The following is a 21,365-nucleotide window of genomic DNA, read 5'->3' as shown; positions in this document are numbered from 1 at the left end:
GCGGCCCGCGCCGAGCTCGACGCCATGCAGCGCCACCTCAGCGACGTCACGACCCGGCGCAACGCGGCAGCGTTCCGAGTGGGCGCGGCAGTCCAGGCAGCCGCAGCCCAAGCGGCCGCGGCTCAAGCCGCCGGAGGCCAGGCTGCAGCTCAGCCGGCCGGGTTCCAAGCGGCCGGCGCCCAAGCAGGAGGGGCCCAGACAGAAGGGGCCCAGGCAGGAGGCGCCCAAGCAGGAGGGGCCCAGACAGAAGGGGCCCAGGCAGGCGCGGCCGAAGCGACCGCAGCCCAGGCGGCCGGACTCCAAGCGGCTCCAGCCGGCGGGGACGCGCAGCACGGGCCGGGCACGCCGCGGGCCGTGGGGGCTGAGGGGAAGTTGGCGCAGGTCACCGTACAAAATGTGCTTTTTGCGCTTGGTGGGTTGCTGTTGATTGTGGCGGCCGCGGTCTTCACCGCGGTGGCCTGGGCCCAGGTCGGCGTGCTCGGGCGGGCGTTGCTGCTCGGCGCGGCCACGGCTGCGGTGCTGGCGGTGCCGCCGTTCGCGGCTCGGCGTGGCCTGACGGCCGCCGCGGAGACGCTGGCGGCGGTCGGGCTTTTGATGATTCTTCTTGATGGGTACGCGGCCTGGGCGGTCGACTTTCTCGGGGTGGCGGGTTCACCCCCGGAGATGTACGCCGCCGCGGTCTGCACGGTGACCGCGGTGACGGCCCTCGGGTACGGGCGGCTGGTCGGGCTGCCCGGTCCACGGCTCGCGGCTCTGCTCGTTGCCCAACCGGTGCTGCCGCTGGCTGCGGCGGCGGCCTCGCCGGATCTGCTCGGCTGGGCGCTCGCGCTGACCGGGGTGGCCGCGTTCAACGTGGTGGTGCTGCGGGTGCGGCCGTCCCGGTTCGCGGTGGACGGGGTGGGGCTGATCGCGTACGTCTGTGGCGGCGCCGCGGCTGCGCTGGCCGCTCTGCTGACGCTGCCGGAGTTGATCGCCGCCGACGGGTTGGCGCGTGCGGCTGCCGCCGGTGGTGTGCTGGTGCTGGTCACCGCGGTCGTAACCGGCGCCGCGTGGCTGAGCGGCAGCCGGCCGGCGCAGGCGGTCACCGGCGGGCTGCTGGTGGTCGCGCTGGGCACGGCGGCCGCGGGCTGGGCGGTGCGGCTTGATTTCGGTACGGGCACCCTGCGCCTCGCCGTGGTCGGACTGATCCTGGCCGCACTCGCGGCAGTGGCCCGGCCGCGGTTGCCGGGAATCGTCGGGTACGGCCCGTGGATCGGCGCGCTCGTCGTGGTGGCCGTCCCGGCGGTCGCGGTTGCCGGCTGGACGGTCGTCGCAGCGCGCAACAGTGTCGAGGCCGCCTGGCCACTGTTCGAGGCGCCGTGGGCGGAAACGGTCACCGGCGTGGGGCGGGATCTGCCGGTGGCGGCGGGGGCGGTCGTTTGCGCGTACCTCCTCCTGTTACCCGCCCGAACCCGCATCGACCTCGGCCTGACCGCTCTGGCGGTGGTGGGGTTCCTGGCGCCGGCGGCCTTCCGGCTGCCGTGGTGGTCGGCAGCGATCGTCGGCATGCTGGTCGCCGCGGTCGCGCTGGCGCTTGCTGCACGGGCCCGGACCCCGGGCACGCTCGCGGTCCGGCTCGTGGTCTCCGCCGCGGCGGCCGGGCACGCACTGCTCACCGGCCTCGGCCGGCCCGGGGTGGCCGCGGGTGTCTGCGCCGCGATCGCGCTGATCACTATCGGTATGGCCCTGGCGGTACGGTCCGGACCACGCCGCGCCGACGCCGGCGCGGGCGCCGTGGCGATCGGCCTGCTCGCGGTCCCGGCGGCGGTGTGGCTGGCCTTGATCGCGGTGGAGGCCTCCCCGACGGTCCAGGTGCGCACGGTTTTCGGGGTGGTCGTCCTGCTCTGCGGCGCGGTGTGGTTGCTCCCCTGGTACGCGGGCGAGGCTCTCGCGATCGCCCTGCTGCTGACGACGTCGAGTCCGTTGTGGGCGTTCGCCGGGGATGATCCGGTGGCGCTCTACGCGGCCGGCGCCTTGCTCCTGGTGGCGGCGATGCTGTGGCTGCGCGCCGCGAATGCCGGGGCTTGCGCGTCCGCTGTCCCGGTGCCCGCGGTGGTGCTGGTCGTGGTGACGTGGCCGGATCTGGCGGTCGTTCTCCTCGAGCCGTATGAGGAGCTGGCCGGAATGTGGTCCGGCGTGGTGCCGGCGGTCTCGCCGGTCGCTTGGTCGACCGTGACCGCGGTGCTGATCGTCGCGGTGGGGACCGCCCTCACCGGCTTGCACGCCGCCGGCCGCCCAACAACCGCGCCGAACGACCCGAGCCCGGCCGACACGGCAAGCCCGGCCGACACGGCAAGCCCGGCCGACACGGCAAGCCCGGCCGACACGGCAAGCCCGGCCGACACGGCAAGCCCGGCCGGCACGGCAAGCTTGGTGCGCGCCGCGGTATCGGCGGCCGCACCGCTTCTCGCCTTGGCGATTCCGCTGGCGTTCGCTGCCGCGCGGGCGCCCTGGCCGACCGTCCCGATGGCCGGGCTGATCGTCGGCCTCACCGGCCTGGTAGCGCTCGCCCTCACCACACCCCGGACGATTGCAGCGCTGTTCGGCGCGCTCGCCGCAGCCGGCCTGGCGGGCTCGGCCCCCACCTACGGCGCCACCCTGGCCGCCCTCGGCCTCCTGACAGTGGCGGCAGCCGTGATCGGCGTCAGCGCCCGCACCGAGTCCGCAAGGACCACCGGCTGGGTAACCGCAGCGCTCGCCGTGACCGCCCTCGCCTACACCTCCGCCGACAGCGCCGGCCTGGACGCCGACAACACCGCCCTGACCGTCCTGGCCGCCGCCGCAGCGGCAGCCGCATTGGACGCTGCCCTGACCCGCTACGGTCGGCCGCACGAGGCCAGACCGGTAGCCGCCGTCGCACACTCCACCGCGGTGGTCGCCCTCTTCCTGACCGACACCACCGAACGCGCAGCCGTGATCTGCACGCTCTGGTCCACCGTCCTGGTCCTCCGGGCTCTGCTACCAGGGGAGAGCCGCCGCACCCGCTTCACCTACGCGATCGCGGCAGGCGGCGCCGCCCTACTCGGCTGGTGGCTGTTCCTCGTCTCGCTCGACGTGGAAACGGCCGAGCTCTACACCCTCCCCGCCGCCGCGCTGGCCTTAGCCGCCGGCTGGTTCGCCCGCCGGGGACGACCCGGTCTGCCGTCGTGGACCGCGTACGGCCCAGCGCTGGCCGCCGGCTTCCTGCCCACCCTCGCGGTGATCAGCAACAGCGCCTCGTACAACCCGGAGTACGGCCGGCGCCTCCTGCTCGGCGTCGCCGCCCTGGCCGTACTGGTGATCGGCGCCCGGGCCCGGCTCCAAGCGCCGGTGGTGACCGGCGGCGGCGTGCTGGCGCTGGTCGCACTGCACGAGGTGATCCAGTTCTGGGACCTGGTGCCGCGCTGGGTGCCGCTGGCCATCGGCGGCCTGCTGCTGGTCGGCATCGCCACCACGATGGAGCAGCGCCGAAAAGACCTGCTGCGCGTGCGCAACGCGGTCAGCCGGATGGGCTGACCGCGGTCAGTACACGTCGCGGACGTAACGCTTGTCGGCGGCCAACTGCTTCAGGTAAGCCGTGGCCGCCTCGTCGCTCAGCCGCCCATGGTTGACGGCGATGTCATGCAACGCCCGGTCGACGTCGCGCGCCATCCGGCTGGCGTCGCCGCACACGTAGAAGTGGGCGCCGTCCTGCAGCCAGGCCCACAGGGCCGCGCCGTGCTCCCGCATCCGGTCCTGGACGTACACCTTGGCCCGCTGGTCCCGGGAGAACGCCAGGTCCAGCCGGGTCAGCGTGCCGGCGTCCTGCAGTGCGGCCAGTTCCGACGCGTAGTAGAAGTCGGTCGCCCGGCGCTGTTCGCCGAAGAACAACCAGTTCGGGCCGGGCGCGCCCAGCACCTGCCGTTCCTGGAGGAAGCCGAGAAAGGGCGCGACTCCGGTACCCGGCCCGACCATGATCATTGGGATGGCCGGGTCGGCCGGGGGCCGGAAGTGCGGGGCCTTCTGCACGAAGATCGGCACCTCGGCGCCCGGGGCGGCGTCCGCCAGATGGGTCGAGCAGACGCCCTTGCGGGGACGACCGAGGTGGTTGTCGAAACGGACCACGGACACGGTCAGGCTCACCTGGCCGGGCTCGGTCAGCGAGCTGGAGCTGATCGAGTACAGCCGGGGCTGCAGCCGCTTGAGCACGTCCACCCACTCCTGCGCGGCCGCCCGGACCGGGTGCTCGGCGATGACGTCGACGGCCTGCCGGCCCCACGACCATTTGGCCAGTTCACCCTTGTTGTCGGCGCGCAGCAGGGTCTTCAGGTGGCCGGCGTGGCCCCGTTCCGCCGCGAAGCGCAGCAGGTCCTTGGTGATCCGTGTGATGTCCAGCCGCCGGGACAGCGCGTCACCCAGCGTCATCGGCTCGTCCAGGTCGACGACGGTGTCCGCGGACAGGCCGGTCGCGGCCAGGAACTCGGCCACCAGCTCGGGACTGTTGACCGGCCAGACGCCGAGCGCGTCGCCCGCCCGGTAGTCGAGGCGGCCGCCGGTGTCGAAGGTGAACCGGCGCACCTCCTTGGCCGATCCGGGCAGGCTGAGCAGCCGGTTCCCGGTGAGGGTGGCGGTCAGCGGCGCGGCCCGGGTGGGCGCGGGGGCCGGTGCGGCGGCGGTCAGCGCGGCGACCACGCTCTCCAGCCAGCCGTGCGCGGTGTCCTCGAAGTCGGGTTCGCAGTCGGCGCGCGGCGCGAGCCGGACCGCGCCGAGTTCGGCGAGGCGTTCGTCGAGGCGGCGGCCGTGCCCGCAGAAGTCGTCGTAGCTGGAGTCGCCGAAGGCGAGCACCGCGTACCGGCGGCCGTCGAGCCGGGGCGCGGTCTCGCCGGCGATCGACTGCCAGAACACAGCGCCGTTGTCCGGCGCGTCGCCGTCACCGAAGGTGCTGGTCACGACGAGCAGGTCGGCGCCCGGGTCGAGCAGTTCGGCGGCGTCGCCGTCCATGCCGAGCATGCTGATCTGCCGGCCGGTGGCCGTCAGCCGGTCGGCGAGGGTGCGCGCGAAATCCTCCGCGGTCCCGGTCTGGGAGGCCCAGAGGATCTGCAGGCGGCCCGCCGCCGGGCTTGAGGGTCGCGGCGTCTCGATGCGGGGTACGCCCAGCGCGCTCGCCAGATAGCCGTTCAACCACATCGCCGTCCCACGGTCGAACGGCGCGTTCTCCGGCAGCACCGGCGGCACGGTCTGCCCGGCCGGCACCCCGGCGAGGAACCCGGACAGGTAGCGCCGCTGATCCTCGTCGAGCGCGGGCGGCGTGAGGTCGAGGCCCAGCATCCCGTGCCCCGCCAGCGACGGCGTCGCCGGGACGACAGCGACCACGGGTTCGGGAGCCGGGAGTGCCGTCGCCACCCGGGTCAGCGAGACCGCGCAGACCTTGAGCTCCGGCTGGAAGGAGAGCGGGTCGACCGCGTCGCTGGTGACCGCGTTGACGCTGACGTACTCGCCGAACAGGTCGTTCCAGTGGAACGGCGCGAAGCAGGTGCCGGGCAGCACCCGGTCGGTGAGAACCGCGGGCAGCACCGCCCGGCCACGCCGGGAGGCGATCTCGACCTGGTCGCCGGCACTGATCCCGAACCAGTCCGCGTCCACCGGATTGATCTCGACGAACGGTTCCGGGTTGAGCCGGTTCAGCTTGGCGATCTTGCCGGTCTTCGTCATGGTGTGCCACTGGTGCTGGAGCCGGCCGGTGTTGAGCACGAAAGGGTAGTCGTCGTCCGGCATCTCGGCCGGGTCCAGGTGCGGGCGGGCGTGGAAGACCGCCCGGCCGCTGGGGGTGGCGAACCGCAGGCCACCGTCAGCCGTGCGGTAGCGGATCGGGTTCCGTGCCGGGCCGTCCGGGGCGGCCGGCCACTGCACCGGGCCCTGGTTCAGCCGTTCGTAGGTGACGCCGCGTAGGTCGTACCCGGTCTGCGGGTTGGCGAATTGTTTGATCTCCTCGAGGATCTCCTCGACGCAGGTGTAGTCGAACGCCGCCGCGTAGCCCATCTCGGCCGCGACCCGGGCGATCAGCTGCCAGTCCGCCAGCGCCTCGCCCGGCGCCTCGGCGACCGGGTGCACGAGCGTGAGGTTCCGCTCGGAGTTGATCATGATGCCGTCGGTCTCCGACCACATCGCCGCGGGCAGAGCGATGTCGGCGTACGCATTGGTCTCGGTCTCGGCGAACGCGTCCTGCGTGATGACCAGCTCGGCGGCCTCCAGGCCGGCGATCACCGTGCGGCGGTTGCCGACCGACGCCACCGGGTTGGTGCAGATGATCCAGCAGGCCTTGATCCGGCCGGCCGCCATCTGCTCGAACATCTCGACCGTGCCCTTGCCGACCTCGGTGCGCAGGGTCCCGGCCGGTACGCCCCACACCTTCTCGGTGAACTCGCGATCCGCCGGCACCAGCACCGACCGCTGCCCCGGCAGGCCCGGCCCCATGTAGCCCATCTCCCGGCCGCCCATCGCGTTCGGCTGGCCGGTGAGCGAGAACGGCCCGCTGCCGGTACGGCAGATCGCGCCCGTCGCCAGATGCAGGTTGATCAGGGCGTTGGTGTTCCAGGTGCCGTGGGTGCTCTGGTTCAGCCCCATGGTCCACAGGCTCATCCAGTCGCCGGCCGCGCCGATCCACTCGGCCGCGGTGCGGATGTCCGCCTCCGGGATCCCGGTCAGCTCGGCCACCCGGTCCGGCGGGTAGTCGGCCAGGAACTCCGGCATCGCGGCCCAGCCCTCGGTGTGCGCGGCGATGAAGTCCTGGTCCGGAGTAATGAGGTGCAGCAGTCCGTTGAGCAGCGCGAGGTCGGCGCCGGGCCGGATCTGCAGGAACAGGTCGGCCTTCTCCGCGGTGGCGGTACGCCGCGGGTCCACCACGATCAGCTTGGCGCCGGCCTTGACCCGTTCCATCATCCGCAGGAAGAGGATCGGGTGGCAGTCCGCCATGTTCGAGCCGATCACCAGGAACACGTCGGCGTGGTCGAAGTCGTCGTACGACCCGGGTGGCCCGTCGGAGCCGAGCGAGAGCTTGTATCCGGTGCCGGCGCTGGCCATGCAGAGCCGCGAGTTGGACTCGATGTTGTTGGTCCCGAGGTAGCCCTTGACCAGCTTGTTCGCCAGGTACTGGGCCTCCAGGGTCATCTGCCCGGAGACGTACATGGCGAAGGCGTCCGGCCCGTGCTCGTCGACGATCGCGCGCAGCCGGCGGGCGGTCTCGGTGATTGCCGCGTCCACGCCGGCCGGGCGGGGACCGGCGCCCCGGTCGGCGCGGATCAGCGCGGTCGACAGCCGTCCCGGCGCACCCAGCAGCTCGGCGCTGGTCGCGCCCTTGGTGCAGAGCCGGCCCGCGTTCGCCGGGTGGCCCTTGTCACCGCTCGCCTTGATCACCCGGCGGCGGCCGTCGCTGCCGGTGGCCACGTCGAGGACGATCCCGCAGCCGACGCCGCAATACCCGCACACGGTTCGCACCTGGGTGACATCGGCAGCCACACGCACCTCTTCCAGCCTGAGTCCGGTGACTCACGCTAGAAAGTCGCGGTTTCCGAACGGTCAAACGAAAGTGCGTCCCCGATTACCCGCGTGTCACCTGGTGCCGGCCGGCATTGTGACCCGCCGGAAACGATCCGCCCCACCGGACCTTCGGGTCCGATGGGGCGGTCGTCAGCGGGGAACGCTATTTGTCGGACTTCTCCGGGCCGGTCCCGGCGATCGCCTCGGTACGGTCCTCGTCAGCCGGCTCGTCGTTCTGCGCGGCGTGCCGCGGGCTGTCGGAGCGCTGCGCCGGCACACCCGCGTCGGCCGTCGCCGGGCGGCGGGCGATCATCACGACGCCGACGATCGCCAGGATCAGGCCGAGCAGGCCGAGCAGCAGCGGGCCCCACAGACCGACCAGGTTCAGCTTCTGCCGGTTGTCCGCGGCCGCCTCGGCGGCGCGCTGGGTGGTGTCCTCGGTGTAGACGAAGGTCGCGTCGAGGATGTCGACCGAGGTGCCGTTGTCACCGACCAGCGTCTTCTTCTGCTCCTCCTGCACGCGCAGGAACTGGCCGGTGGTCGGCTCGACCCACACGGTACGGGTGTTGCTGTAGCTCACCTGGCCGGACGTGGCGCCCGGGATCAGCTGGCCGAGGATCACCTGGAGACGGTCGGCGGGCAGTTCCTGCGTCGCGTTCTGGATCTCCTGGGTGAACTGGTAGGTCTCCAGTCCCTCGATCTGCTCGGTCTGCACGAACTTCGCCGGCTGCGCGGACAGGATGTCCCGGTCGAAGATGTCGTAGCTTTCCTTCTCGGTGCCGAACGGGAACTTGTACATGTGGCCCGTGTACTCGACCGGCTGCCGGTCGCTACCGGTGTCCAGCCAGGCGCCGTCCCAGTCCGCCGCCGCGCCGGTCTTGCGGTCGACGGCGAGCGACGTGCTGTACGCGCTGATCAGCTCGTTGGTGTCGGTCCGCATGACCTGCTGGCCGGCCAGCCACACCAGGGCGCTGCCGTCGAGGTCACCGGTCAGCTTGGCGGTCTCCGCCGCGTCCGGCTGCACCGTGACGGTCGAGCGCAGCGTGCCGGACTCGACCGTGGCCTTGCCGTTGGTGATCTGCAGGAAGCGTGCGCCCGGAGCTTCGGCGACGGATTGCGTCATCTCCATGTCGTACGGCAGCTGCGAAACCGCGGGCGCCACGATGAACGCCAGGCCGCCGGCGAATACCAACGCCAAGACGCCGAGACCGAACAGCACGGTGCCGATGACGCGGGACTTCATATGTCCTCCACGAGGTGGAAACGAAAAAGTGGCAATGGATGTATGCCGAGCTTGCAGGAGGTTACTACTGAGTCACATCCGGAAGCGAGACCCTGGCCACATCTTCCTGAACGACAGTTGAATCGGACTCACCTGTGCGCCGGAGCACGACGGTGAAGTTCCACGTCAAGGTCTCCCGCAGCACTGGGACCCGGGCGACCCACTTCGCCCATTTCGGGTGGTAACGCGGCAGTACATCGACGACGGTGACGTCGCCGGCCCGGCGGGCGGCGCGGACCCATCGCATGGCCCGGGCCGCAGTGACCGGGAACAGCGACTCCATGAAGCGGTTCTTCGGCTCGCGGCCGTTCTTCCGCTGGTAGCGGCGCCGGGCGTACCGGCCGCCGAGGAAGTGCCAGGGCGCCGTCTCGTGCCCGCCGTGCGGCGAGTACCAGGGCGTGAACGAGACGTACACGGTGCCGCCCGGCCGGGTCACCCGCAGCATCTCGTCGAGCATCGCCTCCGGCGCGTCGACGTGCTCGAGCACGTTGGACGAGTAGCAGACGTCCAGCACGCCGGTGCGGATCGGCAGCGCTGTGCCACTCCCCCGGACCATGCCGCTGACCTCGGCGCCGGCGGCGGCGAAGTCACCGACCGCCGGGTCGATCCCGAGGTAGGTCGCGCCCGCCTTCTCGAACTCGGACGAGAAGTAGCCGGGCCCGCCGCCCACGTCCAGCACCCGCGCGCCGTCCAGCTTCACGTACGACCCGAGCTGCCGGACCGAGTCGGTGGCGAGCAGCGAGTAGAAGCGGTCCGGGTCGGTCTGCTCGACGAGGAAGGTGCGGAAGAGGCCGATCGACCGGCGCAACGTGGCTCGGTACGGCTCCGCGGCAGCAGGTTCCTCCGACGGCGTCTCGGCAACGACTTCCGGCTCCTCGGCCGGGCGGCCGGCAGCCGGCGCGGCGGTCGCCGCGACCCAGCAGACCGCCGCCAGCATGGCCAGCTGGACCGCCGCGCCGTACGCCAGCTCCTGCCCCTCGCCGAGCAGGCGCCCACCGACGGCGACGACCAGTCCGGTCGCGGCGCTGATGAACGCGAGGGCGGGCAGTGCGTTCGGCCAGAGCTGCCGCACGATGAGCGCGATCAGCAGCAGAACCGCACCGGCGGCGCCACCCAGCGTGACGACCAGAGCCATCAGCGGCACCAGCATCCAGGCCTCACCGCCGGGGAAGCGGCGCGACGGCCGGCCCTGCGGGTGGGCGGCGGGAGCCCAGCGGCGGCGGACCGGCGCGAGGGCGAGCAGCAGCACGAGGACGACGCAGACCGCGCCGACGGCCAGACCGGCCCGGTACGGCTCGTCCGGTTCGAAGCGCAGGGTGACGGTGCCGCCCTCGCCGGCCGGGAGCTCGAACGCCTGCTGCCAGCCGTCCACGCGTACCGGGCGCAGGTCCTGGCCGTTCAGGCTGGCGGCCCAGCCGGCGTTGAGGTTCTCCGGGACCACGAGCAGAGCCGCCGCGCCGGAACCGACGGTGACCGTCCGCTCGGTGGCGTCCCACTGCCCGATCTTGACGTCGCGCCGGGTCACGGCCGGCACCGCGGTGCCGCCGTCCCGCACGAGCGTCGCGGATTCGCCGACGAACGCCGTCGACGGCAGCGTGCGCAGGTGGTGCTCGCCGGCCGTCAGCGGCACCGACTCACTGGCGAAGTCGTCACAGATGGTGACCGGCAGCGGGCGGCTCGCCCGGACGTCGCCGAGCGTGCCGGTCACCGACGTCGGGTAGGAGACGCCGTCGATCTCGACGGCCGGGCCGGTTCCGCAGGGTGCGACCAGCGGGGTGCTGTCGCTCGCCGGCGACAACCGGTTGCCCAGCGCCGGCACCTCGACCTCGGCGATGCCCGCCGGGGCCGGCCAGCCGTTGCCCCGCGGGTCGGCGATCGCCTTCTCCGCGGAGTTGACGATGATGTCGAGGCGCGAGGTGGTCACGGCCGGGAACCGCACCCAGCCGTCGGCGCCGACGTCGGCGGCGAAGTCCCCGGCGTCGGTCCCGAGCACCACCTGCGTGGTCCGCGCGGCCACCGGTGCCTGCGGCACGACCAGGCGGATCCGGTCCATCCGGCGGGCGCCGCTCCAGGCCAGCCGCAGCACCGGCTTGTCCTCGGTCGGCTCGGCCAGCCAGGCGGTGGCCGGGTCGCCGTCGACCGCCGCGTGCGCCCCCACGGTCACGTCACCGGTCAGGGTGGACGACGCGGACGCGCTCACCGGCCGGCCGAGCGGCAGCGCGGCGCCGGGCCGGGGCAGGGCGGTCAGCTTCAGGTCGTACGCGGCGTCGACCGGCGTGCTGAAGTACCGGTCCACGCCGAGCGGCTCCTCGCCGGTGCGGGCCAGGAACTGGTCGCAGCGGGTCTGGCCGGAGGCGGTGAAGCAGGCGCCCCGCTGCTGGGTGGCCCGTTCGAAGGCGAAGACCGGCGCGGTCGTACCCAGATCGGACGGGACCCGCATGGCGCGCTCCGCGGTGAGGCCGGGGATGCCCAGCTCGCGCAGCGCGATACCGCCCTGGTAGCCCTGCCGCAGGGCGAGCACGGTCACCTTCACCGAGGTGGTGAGACCGGGCAGGGTGGACAGCCGGTGCGGGCCCGGAGTGGCCGGCACGCCGCGGTCCACCACACCCTGATCGGTGGTGAGCCGGACGATCGCCACCGGCGCCGCGACCCGTACGTCGTCCACGAAGTCGACGGTCACCGCGGTGACCCGCTTCGCCGTCTCCAGCTCCACCTCGATCCACTGCCCGGCGGCCGGCTGGAACGGGTCGGAGCGCCAGGCGGTCGACGCGTCGCCGTCCAGCGCCGCGAACGGCAGCGTGGACGGGTCGCTCGGGCCGATCGAGTCGGAGAAGCTCATCCCGCTGGACGCCTCGACCGACCGGATGCCCTGGTAGGCGGCGACTGTCTGGTGCCCGTCGGCGTCGAACGGCAGCAGGTCGGTGCGCACCCGTCCCTGCCGGGTCTCCTCGTCCTCGGTCAGGGTGTGGCTGACGTTGTCCCGCATCCGGCCGATGTTCAGCTCGCGGCGGCGCAGTCCGTCGGTGACGATCTGCTGTGCCGGCGTCTGCGGCAGGCCCAGGGCGCTGTCCTGGTCGCCGGCCAGCACGGTCGGCTGGGCCGGATCGATCAGTCCCTGTTCCAGGACGGTGAGCAGCGACTCCGGGCCGCCGGAGACGACCGGCACGGTGTCGGCCGTGGTCGCCGACACCGCCGGCGCCGGCTGCTCCACCTCGAAGATCTCGATGGACGGCACCGAGACGGCCGCGTCGACCGGGCTGGGCTGTGCGCCGCCCGCGCCGACCTGCGGGCCGAACGTGGCGGCCGCGGTCAGGCCGGGTGAGTTGGTCACCGCGCGGCGGACCACCGCGATCGGCGGGGCGCCGGACGCGGTGCGGTTCAGGTCGTGCCGCAGCAGCAGGTAGCGGTAGCCGTTGCGGGCCAGGAACGCGGAGAGCGCGGACGAGCCGCGGCCCTGTGCCAGGACGGCCTCGACGGTGTCCATCACCCGGATGTTGCCCTCGGACCCGAGCGGGATCTGGTGCCGCGTCGACCAGGGCGCCCCGGCGAGCGGCTGGATCGGCTCGTCCACCGTCCGGCCCCAGGTGTGCTGGGCGAAGCCGGTCCCGGGAACCACCAGCGTGCGGGCCTGCGCGTCCCGGTCGGCCAGCCAGTCGGCGGCCTGGCTCCAGTAGGGCGGCACCGACGACCAGCCGGGCCCGGGACGCAGCACCAGCATCCACGCGGGCGCCACCGCCACGATCAGCAGCGCGGCGACGACCGGTGCGGACGGCATCCGGACCCGCAGCCGCGGCAACGCGAGGGTACGGCCGGCCGCGTACGCGATACCGAGCGCGACCGGCAGCCGCAGCACCGGCTCGAACTTGTGCACGTTGCGCAGCGGGGCGAGCGGGCCGTCCAGCCACTCCCGGATGTACGGGGCGAACGGGCTGTCCAGCGTGCCGACGTATCCCATGGTCAGCAGGCTGAGACCGGCCAGCAGGCCGATCACCAGGAACCGCCGCTCGGGCAGCCCGCGCAGGGCCAGGCCGACCAGGCCCACGGCGGCGAGCAGCGCGGTCGCGGCCATCAGCACCGGGTTGTCGACCAGGATCCAGCCGGCCGGCCACCACGGCTCGCCCTGGACGATGTAGCCGCTCCACTGGTTGGTGCCGCGGACCGCCTGGAACAGCGAGGTCACGGCGGTGGTGGTCGCGGAGGACTCGATGTAGTCCAGGAACGGCAGGCTGTACTCGCCGAACAGGAACAGCGGGACGACCCACCACAGGGTGGCCAGCGTGACGCAGAGGACCCACCAGGCCATCAGCCGGGCCAGGTCGCGGTCCCAGCGCCGGGTGATCAGCCACAGGCCGGGCAGGACCAGCGCCATCACCACGGCGGCCGCGTTGATGCCGCCCATGCAGAGCACGGCCAGGGCGGAGAGTGCGGCGGCGCGGCGGGGCGAGCCGATCCGGCGTACGCACACCAGCGGCAACAGCACCCAGGGCAGCATGACGACCGGCAGCATCTCCGAGGAGAGCGGGCCGATCTCGGTGAGCATCCGGGGCGCCAGGGCGTACGCCAGCGCGCCGATCACCCGGCCCGCCTCGTTGCCGATCCGCAGGGCGCGGGCCAGCAGCAGCACGCCGAAGTAGGCGGCACAGAGGAGCAGCGCGCACCAGACCCGTTGCGTGATCCACGGGGGTACGCCGAGCAGGTCACCGGCCGCGAAGAACGGGCCCATCGGGAACAGGTAGCCGTACGCCTGCTGCTGCAGCTCGCCCGAGGTGGCCCACGGGTTCCACAGGTGCAGGGCCCGTTCCATCAGGCCGAGCGGGTTCTCGGCGAGGTCCAGTTTCGTGTCGAACGTGGTCCGGCCGGGACGCTGCAGGAACGACAGGACCACGAGCACGAGCGCGCCGGTCCAGGCCAGGTACGAGCGACGCGGGGCGGGCGGTGTCGCAGCCACGGTGGGCGTCCGCTCCCGGAGGGCGGCAGTCATCGGCGGCACTCCGGGGGCAGGCAGCTGAATTGGGCGAGCGAAGTGTAGAAGATTTCTCGGATTCCGGAAGGCTTCTTGGTCAGCGCGACCTGTCCGCCGGTGACCTTGGCGATCTGGTTCAGCTCGTCCTTGTCGATCTCCGGCCCGACGCCGATGAACAGGATCGGCAGCGGCCGCTTCCGGTCGACGAGTTCGCCCAGCTCACGCAGCAGCCGGGAGCGGCTGATCCCGTCCGGGTTGTCGTCGCGCCCGTCGGTCAGGATCAGCACCATGTTGATCTTTCCGGGGGTCCAGTTCCGGGTCGCGTCGCGGTAAGCGGCCAGGGTGGTGTCGTAGAGGCCGGTGGCGCCGTTCCACTCGACCTTCATCTGGCCCACCCGTTTGAGCATCTCCTCCCGGCGCGGACCGATCGGGCGGACCGGGAACACCTCCCGGTAGTCGCGTTTGCCGTCCAGATCGGTGGAGAACTCCCAGACGCCGAGTTCGGTGGTGCCGAGGAGCAGGTTCGACCCGTCCTGGGCAGCCTTGATGGTGGCGGACATCCGGGTGTCCCCGGAGCCGGGCACCGCCTCGGCCATCGAGCCGGAGATGTCGAAGACGGCCAGCATCCGGGCGCTGATGTGCACCCCGCCCCAGGTGTTGAGCAGGTCCTCGACGGCCGCCACGGCGGGCAGCGCGACCGGCGCGTAGTCCGCGGTGCGAATCTTGGTGGCGGCCGGGATCCCCTCGGGCGCCTGGCCGGCCGGGGTACGCAGCCCGTACTCGGTGAAGGTGGTCGCGCCGCCCTCGGCGAGCAGTTCCCGCAGGAACTCGGTGGCCTCCTCGCGGTCACTGCCCTCGGTGGTCAGCACCGCGTACGGGTAGTCCGGCCCCGGAACGGCCGCCGGCGGATAGACCGCGACCTGCCGCTTGCCGGCCTCCGCGTTGCGCAGGACCTGCTGCTCGGTGCTGATGATGCCGAACTCGTTCGCGCCGGGACCGCCCGGATCCGGGACCGCCTCACCGGCCGTCGAGACGGTGTCCCGGGAGAGCCCGCGCATGATCTTCACGGTGGCGGCCGGGTCCGACTTGGCCAGGGCCTGGATGCCGACCAGCGCGCCGACGCCGAGCGGGCTGGTCGCCGGGTCGGGCAGCGAGACCGGCACCGGCAGCTTGGCGGCGCCGACCAGGGTGGGCCAGCCGAGGGCGTGGCCCTGGCGGGTCAGCCGGGCGGCCGAGGACTCGTCGAGGGCGAGCACGACCGGGGTGGTCGCCACCGTGACCCCGTCGTCGGGGACCTGGAAGGCGCCGACGGCACGGGCCCGGCGCAGCCACAGCGTCGATTCCGGCACCCAGACGTCCGGCACCGGAGTCACCATCTGGCCCGAAGCCGTGGGGGCCGAAGCGGACGGCGCGGCGGCCGAAGCCGACGGCGCGGCGGATCCGGAGGGCGTCGCGCCGGCCGGCGCGGTCCGTGCCACGGTCCGCAGCACGTCCGCCGACTCGCGGCCCTCGACCAGCACGTCCAGGCACGGCTGGCGGTTGGTGTACCGGTCGGCGACCGCGCGGACCGGCTCGGCGATACTCGGCGCCGTCGCCACCCGCAGCGTGGTGCGCTCGGCGCAGCCGGGGTCGCTGCGGGTCCGCTCGGCGTAGGTGAAACCGGCCCAACCGCCGAGCACCGCGATCAGCGCCACGCTCAAGAGCGTGACCGGCCAGAACTCTGGTCGCGCGCGGAGGCTCCCGTCGGCCACGCGATCCCTCCCGTTGTTACGCCACCGTTGCGGATGTTCGCGGGGCTGCCCTAGTGTGACGCGACCGCGAATCGTACTCGCTAGTAGGGGTGGCAGAGTAGACCATGACGGATGCCTGCGGCGGTCACGTTCTGTTCCTCAACTGGCGGGACACCAAGCATCCCGAGGGTGGCGGTTCGGAGCTCTTCCTCGAGCGCGTTGCCGCCGAGCTGATCAGCCTCGGCTACCGCGTCACGCTGCTCTGCCAGGCGCACGGTACCGCGCCGGCCCGCGAGATCACCCCGGAAGGCATGCGAATCGTCCGCCGCGGAGGCCGGCACACCGTGTACCTGATGGCCGCGCTGACGTACCTGATGGGCGCCCTCGGTTTCGGTCCGCTGTCGCGCCGCGGGCTCGGGCGTCCGGATCTGATCATCGACGTCGGCAACGGCATGCCGTTCCTCAGCAAGCTGTACGCGCGGCGCCCGGTGATCGCCCTCGTCCACCATGTGCACCGTGAGCAGTGGCCGGTCGTCTTCGGACCGCGGGTCGCCCGGATCGGCTGGTGGATCGAGTCGAGGTTGGCCGTTCGGGTCTACCGCAACTGCTCCTATATAACAGTGTCCGAATCCACCCGCGAGGAACTCGTCGGGCTGGGCGTCGACCGGCACCGGATCAACGTCGTCCACAACGGCACACCCGAGGTCACCGGGCGGGCGGTGGCGCGTACGCCGTACCCGAGCCTGATGGTGCTGGGCCGGCTGGTGCCGCACAAGCGGGTCGAGTTCGCGCTGCGGGCCACCGCACTGCTCGCCACCGAGCTGCCGGACGTCGAGCTGGTGGTGGCCGGACAGGGCTGGTGGGACGAGCCGCTGATCCAGCTCGCCGCCGACCTGTGCATCGAGGACCGGGTGCAGTTCACCGGTTTCGTCTCCGAGGAGCGCAAGCACGAGCTGCTCTGCGGCTCCTGGCTGATGCTGATGCCCTCGCTCAAGGAGGGCTGGGGGCTGACCATCGTCGAGGCCGGCGCCCGGGGCACGCCCGCGGTGGCGTTCCGCTCCGCCGGTGGCGTCGCCGACGCGATGGTCGACGGGGAGACCGGCGTGCTCGTCGAGAACGAGTACGACTTCTACCTGCGGGTGCGTGAGCTGTTGCTGGACGCTCGCCGGCGGACCGCGATGGGCGCCGCCGCAACGACACATGCCCGGCGATTCACCTGGGAGAAGGCCGGTGAGGCCTTCGCCGAGGTGGTCGCCGGGCAGCTTCCCGCTATCCGGACGGCGCCGGCAGATCAGCGGGTGCCGTAAACCGCCGGCTCCGCATCGGTGGATGTTTCGCTGGCGACGTGGTCGGCGGACGGGCTAACCGCACCGACAGTCGCGACAATGCCGACGATGCCGAGGACACCGCCGGCGATGGTTGCGACTACGAAGGTGGCCAACTTGGCCATGTTTCTTCCTCCCCGGACTCGTGGGTGCGCGGACCGTACCACGATCTACGGCGTATACGCAGTAGCCCGAGACCTGCGAGGATCACGACTGAAGCGGCGAGAATATGCGCTGCCAGAGCGGGCCATCGGCGGCCCGCACCGGCGGTCCGGGACGCCGAGGTTACCGACGGGTACTCCCACAGGCGCAAATGCGGTCCGTCGTACACCAACGTCATCCCGGCAAAGACGTTCGCCGATGGCTCCGCGACCGCTCCCCGGCGGACCAGAACCCAGCGCACGCCGAGTTCGGACGCCGGCCGCCCGGCCGCCAGCAACTCCTGCGCCCGCGTGGCTCGCGGGTTCTCCCCGTCGACGATGACCGCGCCGACCCGCAGGGCGTCGTTCATGAGCACCGGGGCGTCCAGATAGCGCGGCGCCGGGTCACGGACCACCACGCCGCGAGTCCAGTCGTAGCGCTGGTAGCCCTCGAACGGCAGCGACAGCACCTCGCCCGGCGCGGCCGCCACCTTCGCCGCCACGACGTCCCAGTCGGCCGGATACCGTACCGGGCGCAGCGCCCCGGCCCCACCGAACGCCAGGTCGGGCATCACCACCACCGGCATCAGCAAGGCCGCGATCAGCAGCACCCGGCCGGCCGTGGGCTCGAACCGCCGGGCGAGGCGGCCGGCGAGCAGCTCCGCGCCGAGCGCGAAGCCCAGCGCGACCACCAGCGCGTAGGGCAGCAGGAACTTCTGGCCGTCGCGCAGCAGTCCGGCGCCCGGGACGTGCACGACCAGCCACTCCAGCACCACCGCGGTCGGCCCCACGCCGACGGCCGCCAGCACGAAGCCGCCGGCGGCCAGGACGAAGAGCCGGTCGGCGCCACCCGGCCAGCGCCGGCGCAGCTCGCGCAGGCCCACGAAGGCCACCGCCAGGATCAGCACGGTGATCACCGGCACCAGGACCGAGGACCGGCTGCCCGGTACGGTCTGCGCGTTCCAGATGCCACCGGTGCCGGCCAGCGCCGCCCACGCGCCGGCCCAGTTCTCCGCCCGGGCCGCGAACTGGGCCACGCCCTCCGGGTCGGAGCTGCCGCCGGCCGCGCTGGCCAGCGTGGCGAACAGCCAGGGCGCGTTGAGGGCCGCGACCGCGCCCAGGGCGATCGCGGTGGCGCGCGACCGCAACGGCAGCAGGACGGCGATGGTGGTCAGCGCGATCAGGCCGCCGGTCGGTGTCACCGCGGCCGGTGCGGCGGCCAGCACCAGGCGCGGCAGCGCACCGGGACGGCGGGCACGCACGTCACGCGCGGCAGCGACCAGCCAGGGCAGGGCGGCGTACGCGAGAAGCAGCGCCCACTGTCCCAGGAGCAGCCGCTCGGCGAGGTAGGGCGTCCACGCGTACGCCAGAGCCGCGACGACCCGGGGCAGCGTGCGTGCGCTCGGCAGCAGCCGGGCGGCGCCGAGCGCAGCGAGGTAGACGACCGCGACCAGCGCGATCCGCTGCAGCAGCCATCCCGGCACGGCCAGGTTGGCGACCGACACCAGGGCGTCCAGCGGCACCGCCCGGGGCAGCGCGTCGGCCGGCGCGATCATCTCCCAGCTGAGCGGCTGCCGCGGCACGAACACCATGTCATAGCGCAGCACGTACCCCGGCAGGGCCAGGGGCGCGAGCACCACGGCGGTGACGGCCGCGGCCACCCCGTGCAGGATCAGCCCACGGCGCACCGGTTACCTCGGCTGCGGCACCAGCGCGCCGATCTCGATCTCGTCGGTGCAGACGTTGGCCTTCGGGTCCCGCAGGGTCAGCTCGACCTCGTTCCCCTTCACCACCAGCAGCAGGAACTGGGCGTTCAGGCCGCGGTGCACGTCGAACGGCACCGGGTCCCCGTCACCGATCCGGATGGTCGCCGCCGTGTCCCGGTCACTGAGGTAGCCGATCCGCACCGCCTGCCAGTAGTTGATCACGTCCGCCTGCAACGGGATCTTCACGGTCTTCCCGCCGGTGATCCGGTAGCCGCAGCCCGGCAACCGGCCGGGCTTGTTGCGGACGCCCTTGACCCAGGCGGGCCGGACGTGGCCGGAATCGTCGATCACCGACAGCTTGGACGCCTCGGTCACGAACACCGGCCCGTTCTCGACCGGCCCGAAGAACTTCGACTGCATGTTCCACGGGTACACCAGGTCGGGCACGATCAGCTCGGGAACCGGCTGATCCATGAAGACCGTGCCGGGCTCGGCCGCGGCGATCTCAGCCTGCGCGGTGTGCAGATAGTCGCGGCCGGCCTTGGACGCCCAGTCGGTGGCGAAGTCGACGCCGCTGTAGACGCTGCTCGCAATGAGCAGCACCAGGCTCACCCCGAGGCCGACGACGAACTGCTGCGGGTGGCGGCGCACCGGCGCGGGCAGCGAGTCGTCGACCGCCTCGCCGTCGGGGCCGGGGCGGCGCAGCCCGCACACCGCCACACCGACGCAGAGGGCCGCGAGCGGGAAGACGTCACCGAGGTAACGCGGCACCAGGCCGGCCACGCCACTCATCTCCGAGCCCAGCCGGGTGAACGCGATCAGCCCGGCGGCCATGGCGGCGAAGACCACCATCAGCGCCCAGGCCCGCGCCGCGACACCGCGGCGCAACCAGACGGTGAGCGCGACCAGGACGGCGATCAGGGCCCACGAGACATATTGCGCCGTCTCGGTGGGCGCGGCGACCGCCGGGCCGTCCGAGGCGTCCAGCCAGCTCCACGGTCCGCCGAGCAGGCCGGAGGCGAGCGACGAACCGAAGAACTGCACCAGGAAGTCGCGGACCTCGTCCGACGAGTGCGGCACCCGCAGCGACGAGCCGGTGGCCATCGCCAGGTAGAGGGCGAGGAAGAGCAGCGCGATGGCGGTCAGCATCGCCCAGGCCATCCACCAGCGCCGGATCGTGGTGACCACGGCCTTGACCGGGCCGCCCGGCGCGTAGAAGAACAGCGTGGTCAGGAAGACCAGCGGGATGATGAGCAGGGCCTTCTCGAAGAAGAGCAGACCGATCACGACGGTCAGCCCGAGGGTGACCAGATGCTTGTGTTCGCCGGTGTGCACGTATTTGACCTGGGCGCCGAGCGCCACGATCATCGCGATCTGCATCGGCAGCAGGTTGAGACCCACCGCCCACCAGGCGCTGACCTCCAGCGTCAGCGGGTTGAAGAGGAACAGGGTCAACGGCACCAGGATCGCCCATCCGTACGGCAGCACGACCCGCAGCAGCCGCCAGAACAGGATGCTGACGGCGATCTGCCCGAGCAGCATCAGCGTCGCGTACGGCCAGTACACGTACCCGGTGAGCTCGTTGACGAGGTAGGTGATCAGCCGCCCGGCCGGCATGAAGTGGTTGTTGTAGAGCGTGAACAGCCCGCCCAGGCCGAACTCGTCGGCCTGCGCGATGATCGGGAAGTCGTCGGTGGTGAGATAGCCGCGCGTCGTGATCGAGGCCCGCCAGAGCACGCTCGCGGTGATCAGGACGGCCGCGATCGCGCCGATCGGGTCCAGCTTGCGGGCCGGCTCGGTGGCCGGGCTGTCCGCGGTGGTGGCCGTGCCGACGCTCATCGGGCGGTCTCCGGGCGGAAGAGCAGCATGTTGACGTACCGCGGCTTGGGCCAGACCACCCGGCGCGCGAAGCTCTGATCGATCCGGGCCAGCGCGCCGCGCTGGTGCTCGATCAGGTCGAAGGTCTCCAGCGGCACCCACTCGCTGTCCGGCATCACGTACGGCCGGTAGCCCCAGCCGGCGAGCAGGTCCAGCACCGGCTGGATCGGCTGGATCCGCTCCTCCAGCTCGACCAGCAGCAGCGGGCGGTCGCGCCGGATGGTCTGCTCGCCGCCGAGCAGGGCCGGCATCTCGTGTCCCTCGACGTCCAGCTTCATGAAGCCGACGCCGGTCAGCTCGAGTTCGTCCAGCGTCAGCCGGGTGACGGTCACGGTCGCCCCGGTGCCGTGCTCGATCGACGAGGTGCCGGTGCCCGGTCCACCGGACGGCAGGAAGAGTTCGGCCGTTCCGGCGTGGTCCGAAGCGACCGCCTCGACCACCCGGACGTCCGGATATGCCGACCGCACACACCGGGCCAGTTCGGCCGTGGGTTCGATCGCGACGACCCGGTCGGCGATCCGGCGCAGGCCCCGCGTCCAGGGTCCGTACCAGGCGCCGACGTCCACCGCGGTGGCGCAGCGCGGCACATAGGAAGCGAGCTTCGCCAGCTCCGGTTCGACCCGGGGATACGCCGTGCGCACGGCGGCCGCCACGGCGCGCGGGGGCAGCGCCGCGGCGATCCGTGAGCTGAGTGGAGTGGGCTGCGTACCGACCATGGTGACGAACCATAGCGGCTTTGCTACGCATGGGTAGACCCGAGTGTGACTCACGAGTAACCTGCACACACGCTGGTGCCCGGTGTGGATTG

10 protein-coding genes are annotated in these 21,365 nt (G+C 72.4%); 2 read left to right on the top strand and 8 right to left on the bottom strand.

The genetic code is table 11. From position 1 onward, the window contains the following. Positions 1–396 precede the first annotated feature (396 nt). A complete protein-coding gene (locus tag OHA21_RS50245; RefSeq protein WP_328467882.1) occupies positions 397–3,534 on the top strand; it encodes an SCO7613 C-terminal domain-containing membrane protein in 3,138 nt (1,045 codons plus the stop codon). Between the two features lie 6 nt (positions 3,535–3,540). Here OHA21_RS50245 and OHA21_RS50240 read toward each other — a convergent pair whose 3' ends face one another. The 4 genes from OHA21_RS50240 to OHA21_RS50225 form a co-directional block, all read right to left on the bottom strand. Further along, entirely contained in the window at positions 3,541–7,518 is a 3,978-nt protein-coding gene (locus OHA21_RS50240; RefSeq protein WP_328467880.1) for a bifunctional nitrate reductase/sulfite reductase flavoprotein subunit alpha, read from the bottom strand. 178 nt (positions 7,519–7,696) lie between these two features. Continuing rightward, complete coding sequence (locus tag OHA21_RS50235; RefSeq protein ID WP_328467878.1) at positions 7,697–8,776, bottom strand: DUF3068 domain-containing protein; 1,080 nt, start codon at positions 8,774–8,776, stop codon at positions 7,697–7,699. Positions 8,777–8,840: 64 nt separating this feature from the next. After that, on the bottom strand, positions 8,841–13,796 hold the full coding sequence (locus OHA21_RS50230; RefSeq protein WP_328467876.1) for an alpha-(1->3)-arabinofuranosyltransferase domain-containing protein: 4,956 nt from the start codon (positions 13,794–13,796) through the stop codon (positions 8,841–8,843). Next, positions 13,793–15,472, bottom strand: a complete 1,680-nt coding sequence (locus tag OHA21_RS50225) for a substrate-binding and VWA domain-containing protein (RefSeq protein WP_328467874.1) — start codon at positions 15,470–15,472, stop codon at positions 13,793–13,795. The genes OHA21_RS50230 and OHA21_RS50225 overlap by 4 nt, the downstream gene beginning before the upstream one ends. 161 nt (positions 15,473–15,633) lie before the next feature. On the opposite strand from OHA21_RS50225, the gene OHA21_RS50220 reads away from it, so the two are divergent. Continuing rightward, a complete protein-coding gene (locus OHA21_RS50220) occupies positions 15,634–16,815 on the top strand; it encodes a glycosyltransferase family 4 protein (protein WP_328467872.1) in 1,182 nt (393 codons plus the stop codon). Here OHA21_RS50220 and OHA21_RS50215 read toward each other — a convergent pair. Genes OHA21_RS50215 through OHA21_RS50200 form a run of 4 tightly spaced genes read right to left on the bottom strand, consistent with a single transcriptional unit; the run spans position 16,800 to position 21,273 of the window. After that, positions 16,800–16,958, bottom strand: a complete 159-nt coding sequence (locus OHA21_RS50215; protein ID WP_328467870.1) for a hypothetical protein — start codon at positions 16,956–16,958, stop codon at positions 16,800–16,802. The two genes, OHA21_RS50220 and OHA21_RS50215, sit on opposite strands and share 16 nt — an antisense overlap. Next, entirely contained in the window at positions 16,934–18,661 is a 1,728-nt protein-coding gene (locus tag OHA21_RS50210; RefSeq protein ID WP_328467868.1) for a hypothetical protein, read from the bottom strand. The genes OHA21_RS50215 and OHA21_RS50210 overlap by 25 nt, the downstream gene beginning before the upstream one ends. Before the next feature lie 3 nt (positions 18,662–18,664). Next, positions 18,665–20,518, bottom strand: coding sequence for a hypothetical protein (locus OHA21_RS50205; RefSeq protein WP_328467866.1), 1,854 nt, complete (start codon positions 20,516–20,518; stop codon positions 18,665–18,667). Further along, positions 20,515–21,273 (bottom strand): FkbM family methyltransferase, encoded by a 759-nt coding sequence (locus tag OHA21_RS50200; protein ID WP_328467864.1) that lies wholly within the window; start codon positions 21,271–21,273, stop codon positions 20,515–20,517. Before OHA21_RS50200 ends, OHA21_RS50205 begins: the two co-directional genes overlap by 4 nt. Positions 21,274–21,365: the final 92 nt, after the last annotated feature.

The organism is Actinoplanes sp. NBC_00393 (assembly GCF_036053395.1).
Taxonomy (GTDB): domain Bacteria; phylum Actinomycetota; class Actinomycetes; order Mycobacteriales; family Micromonosporaceae; genus Actinoplanes.
Note: the sequence above shows the minus strand (reverse complement) of the source record. Positions and strands in the feature narration are given on the sequence as shown.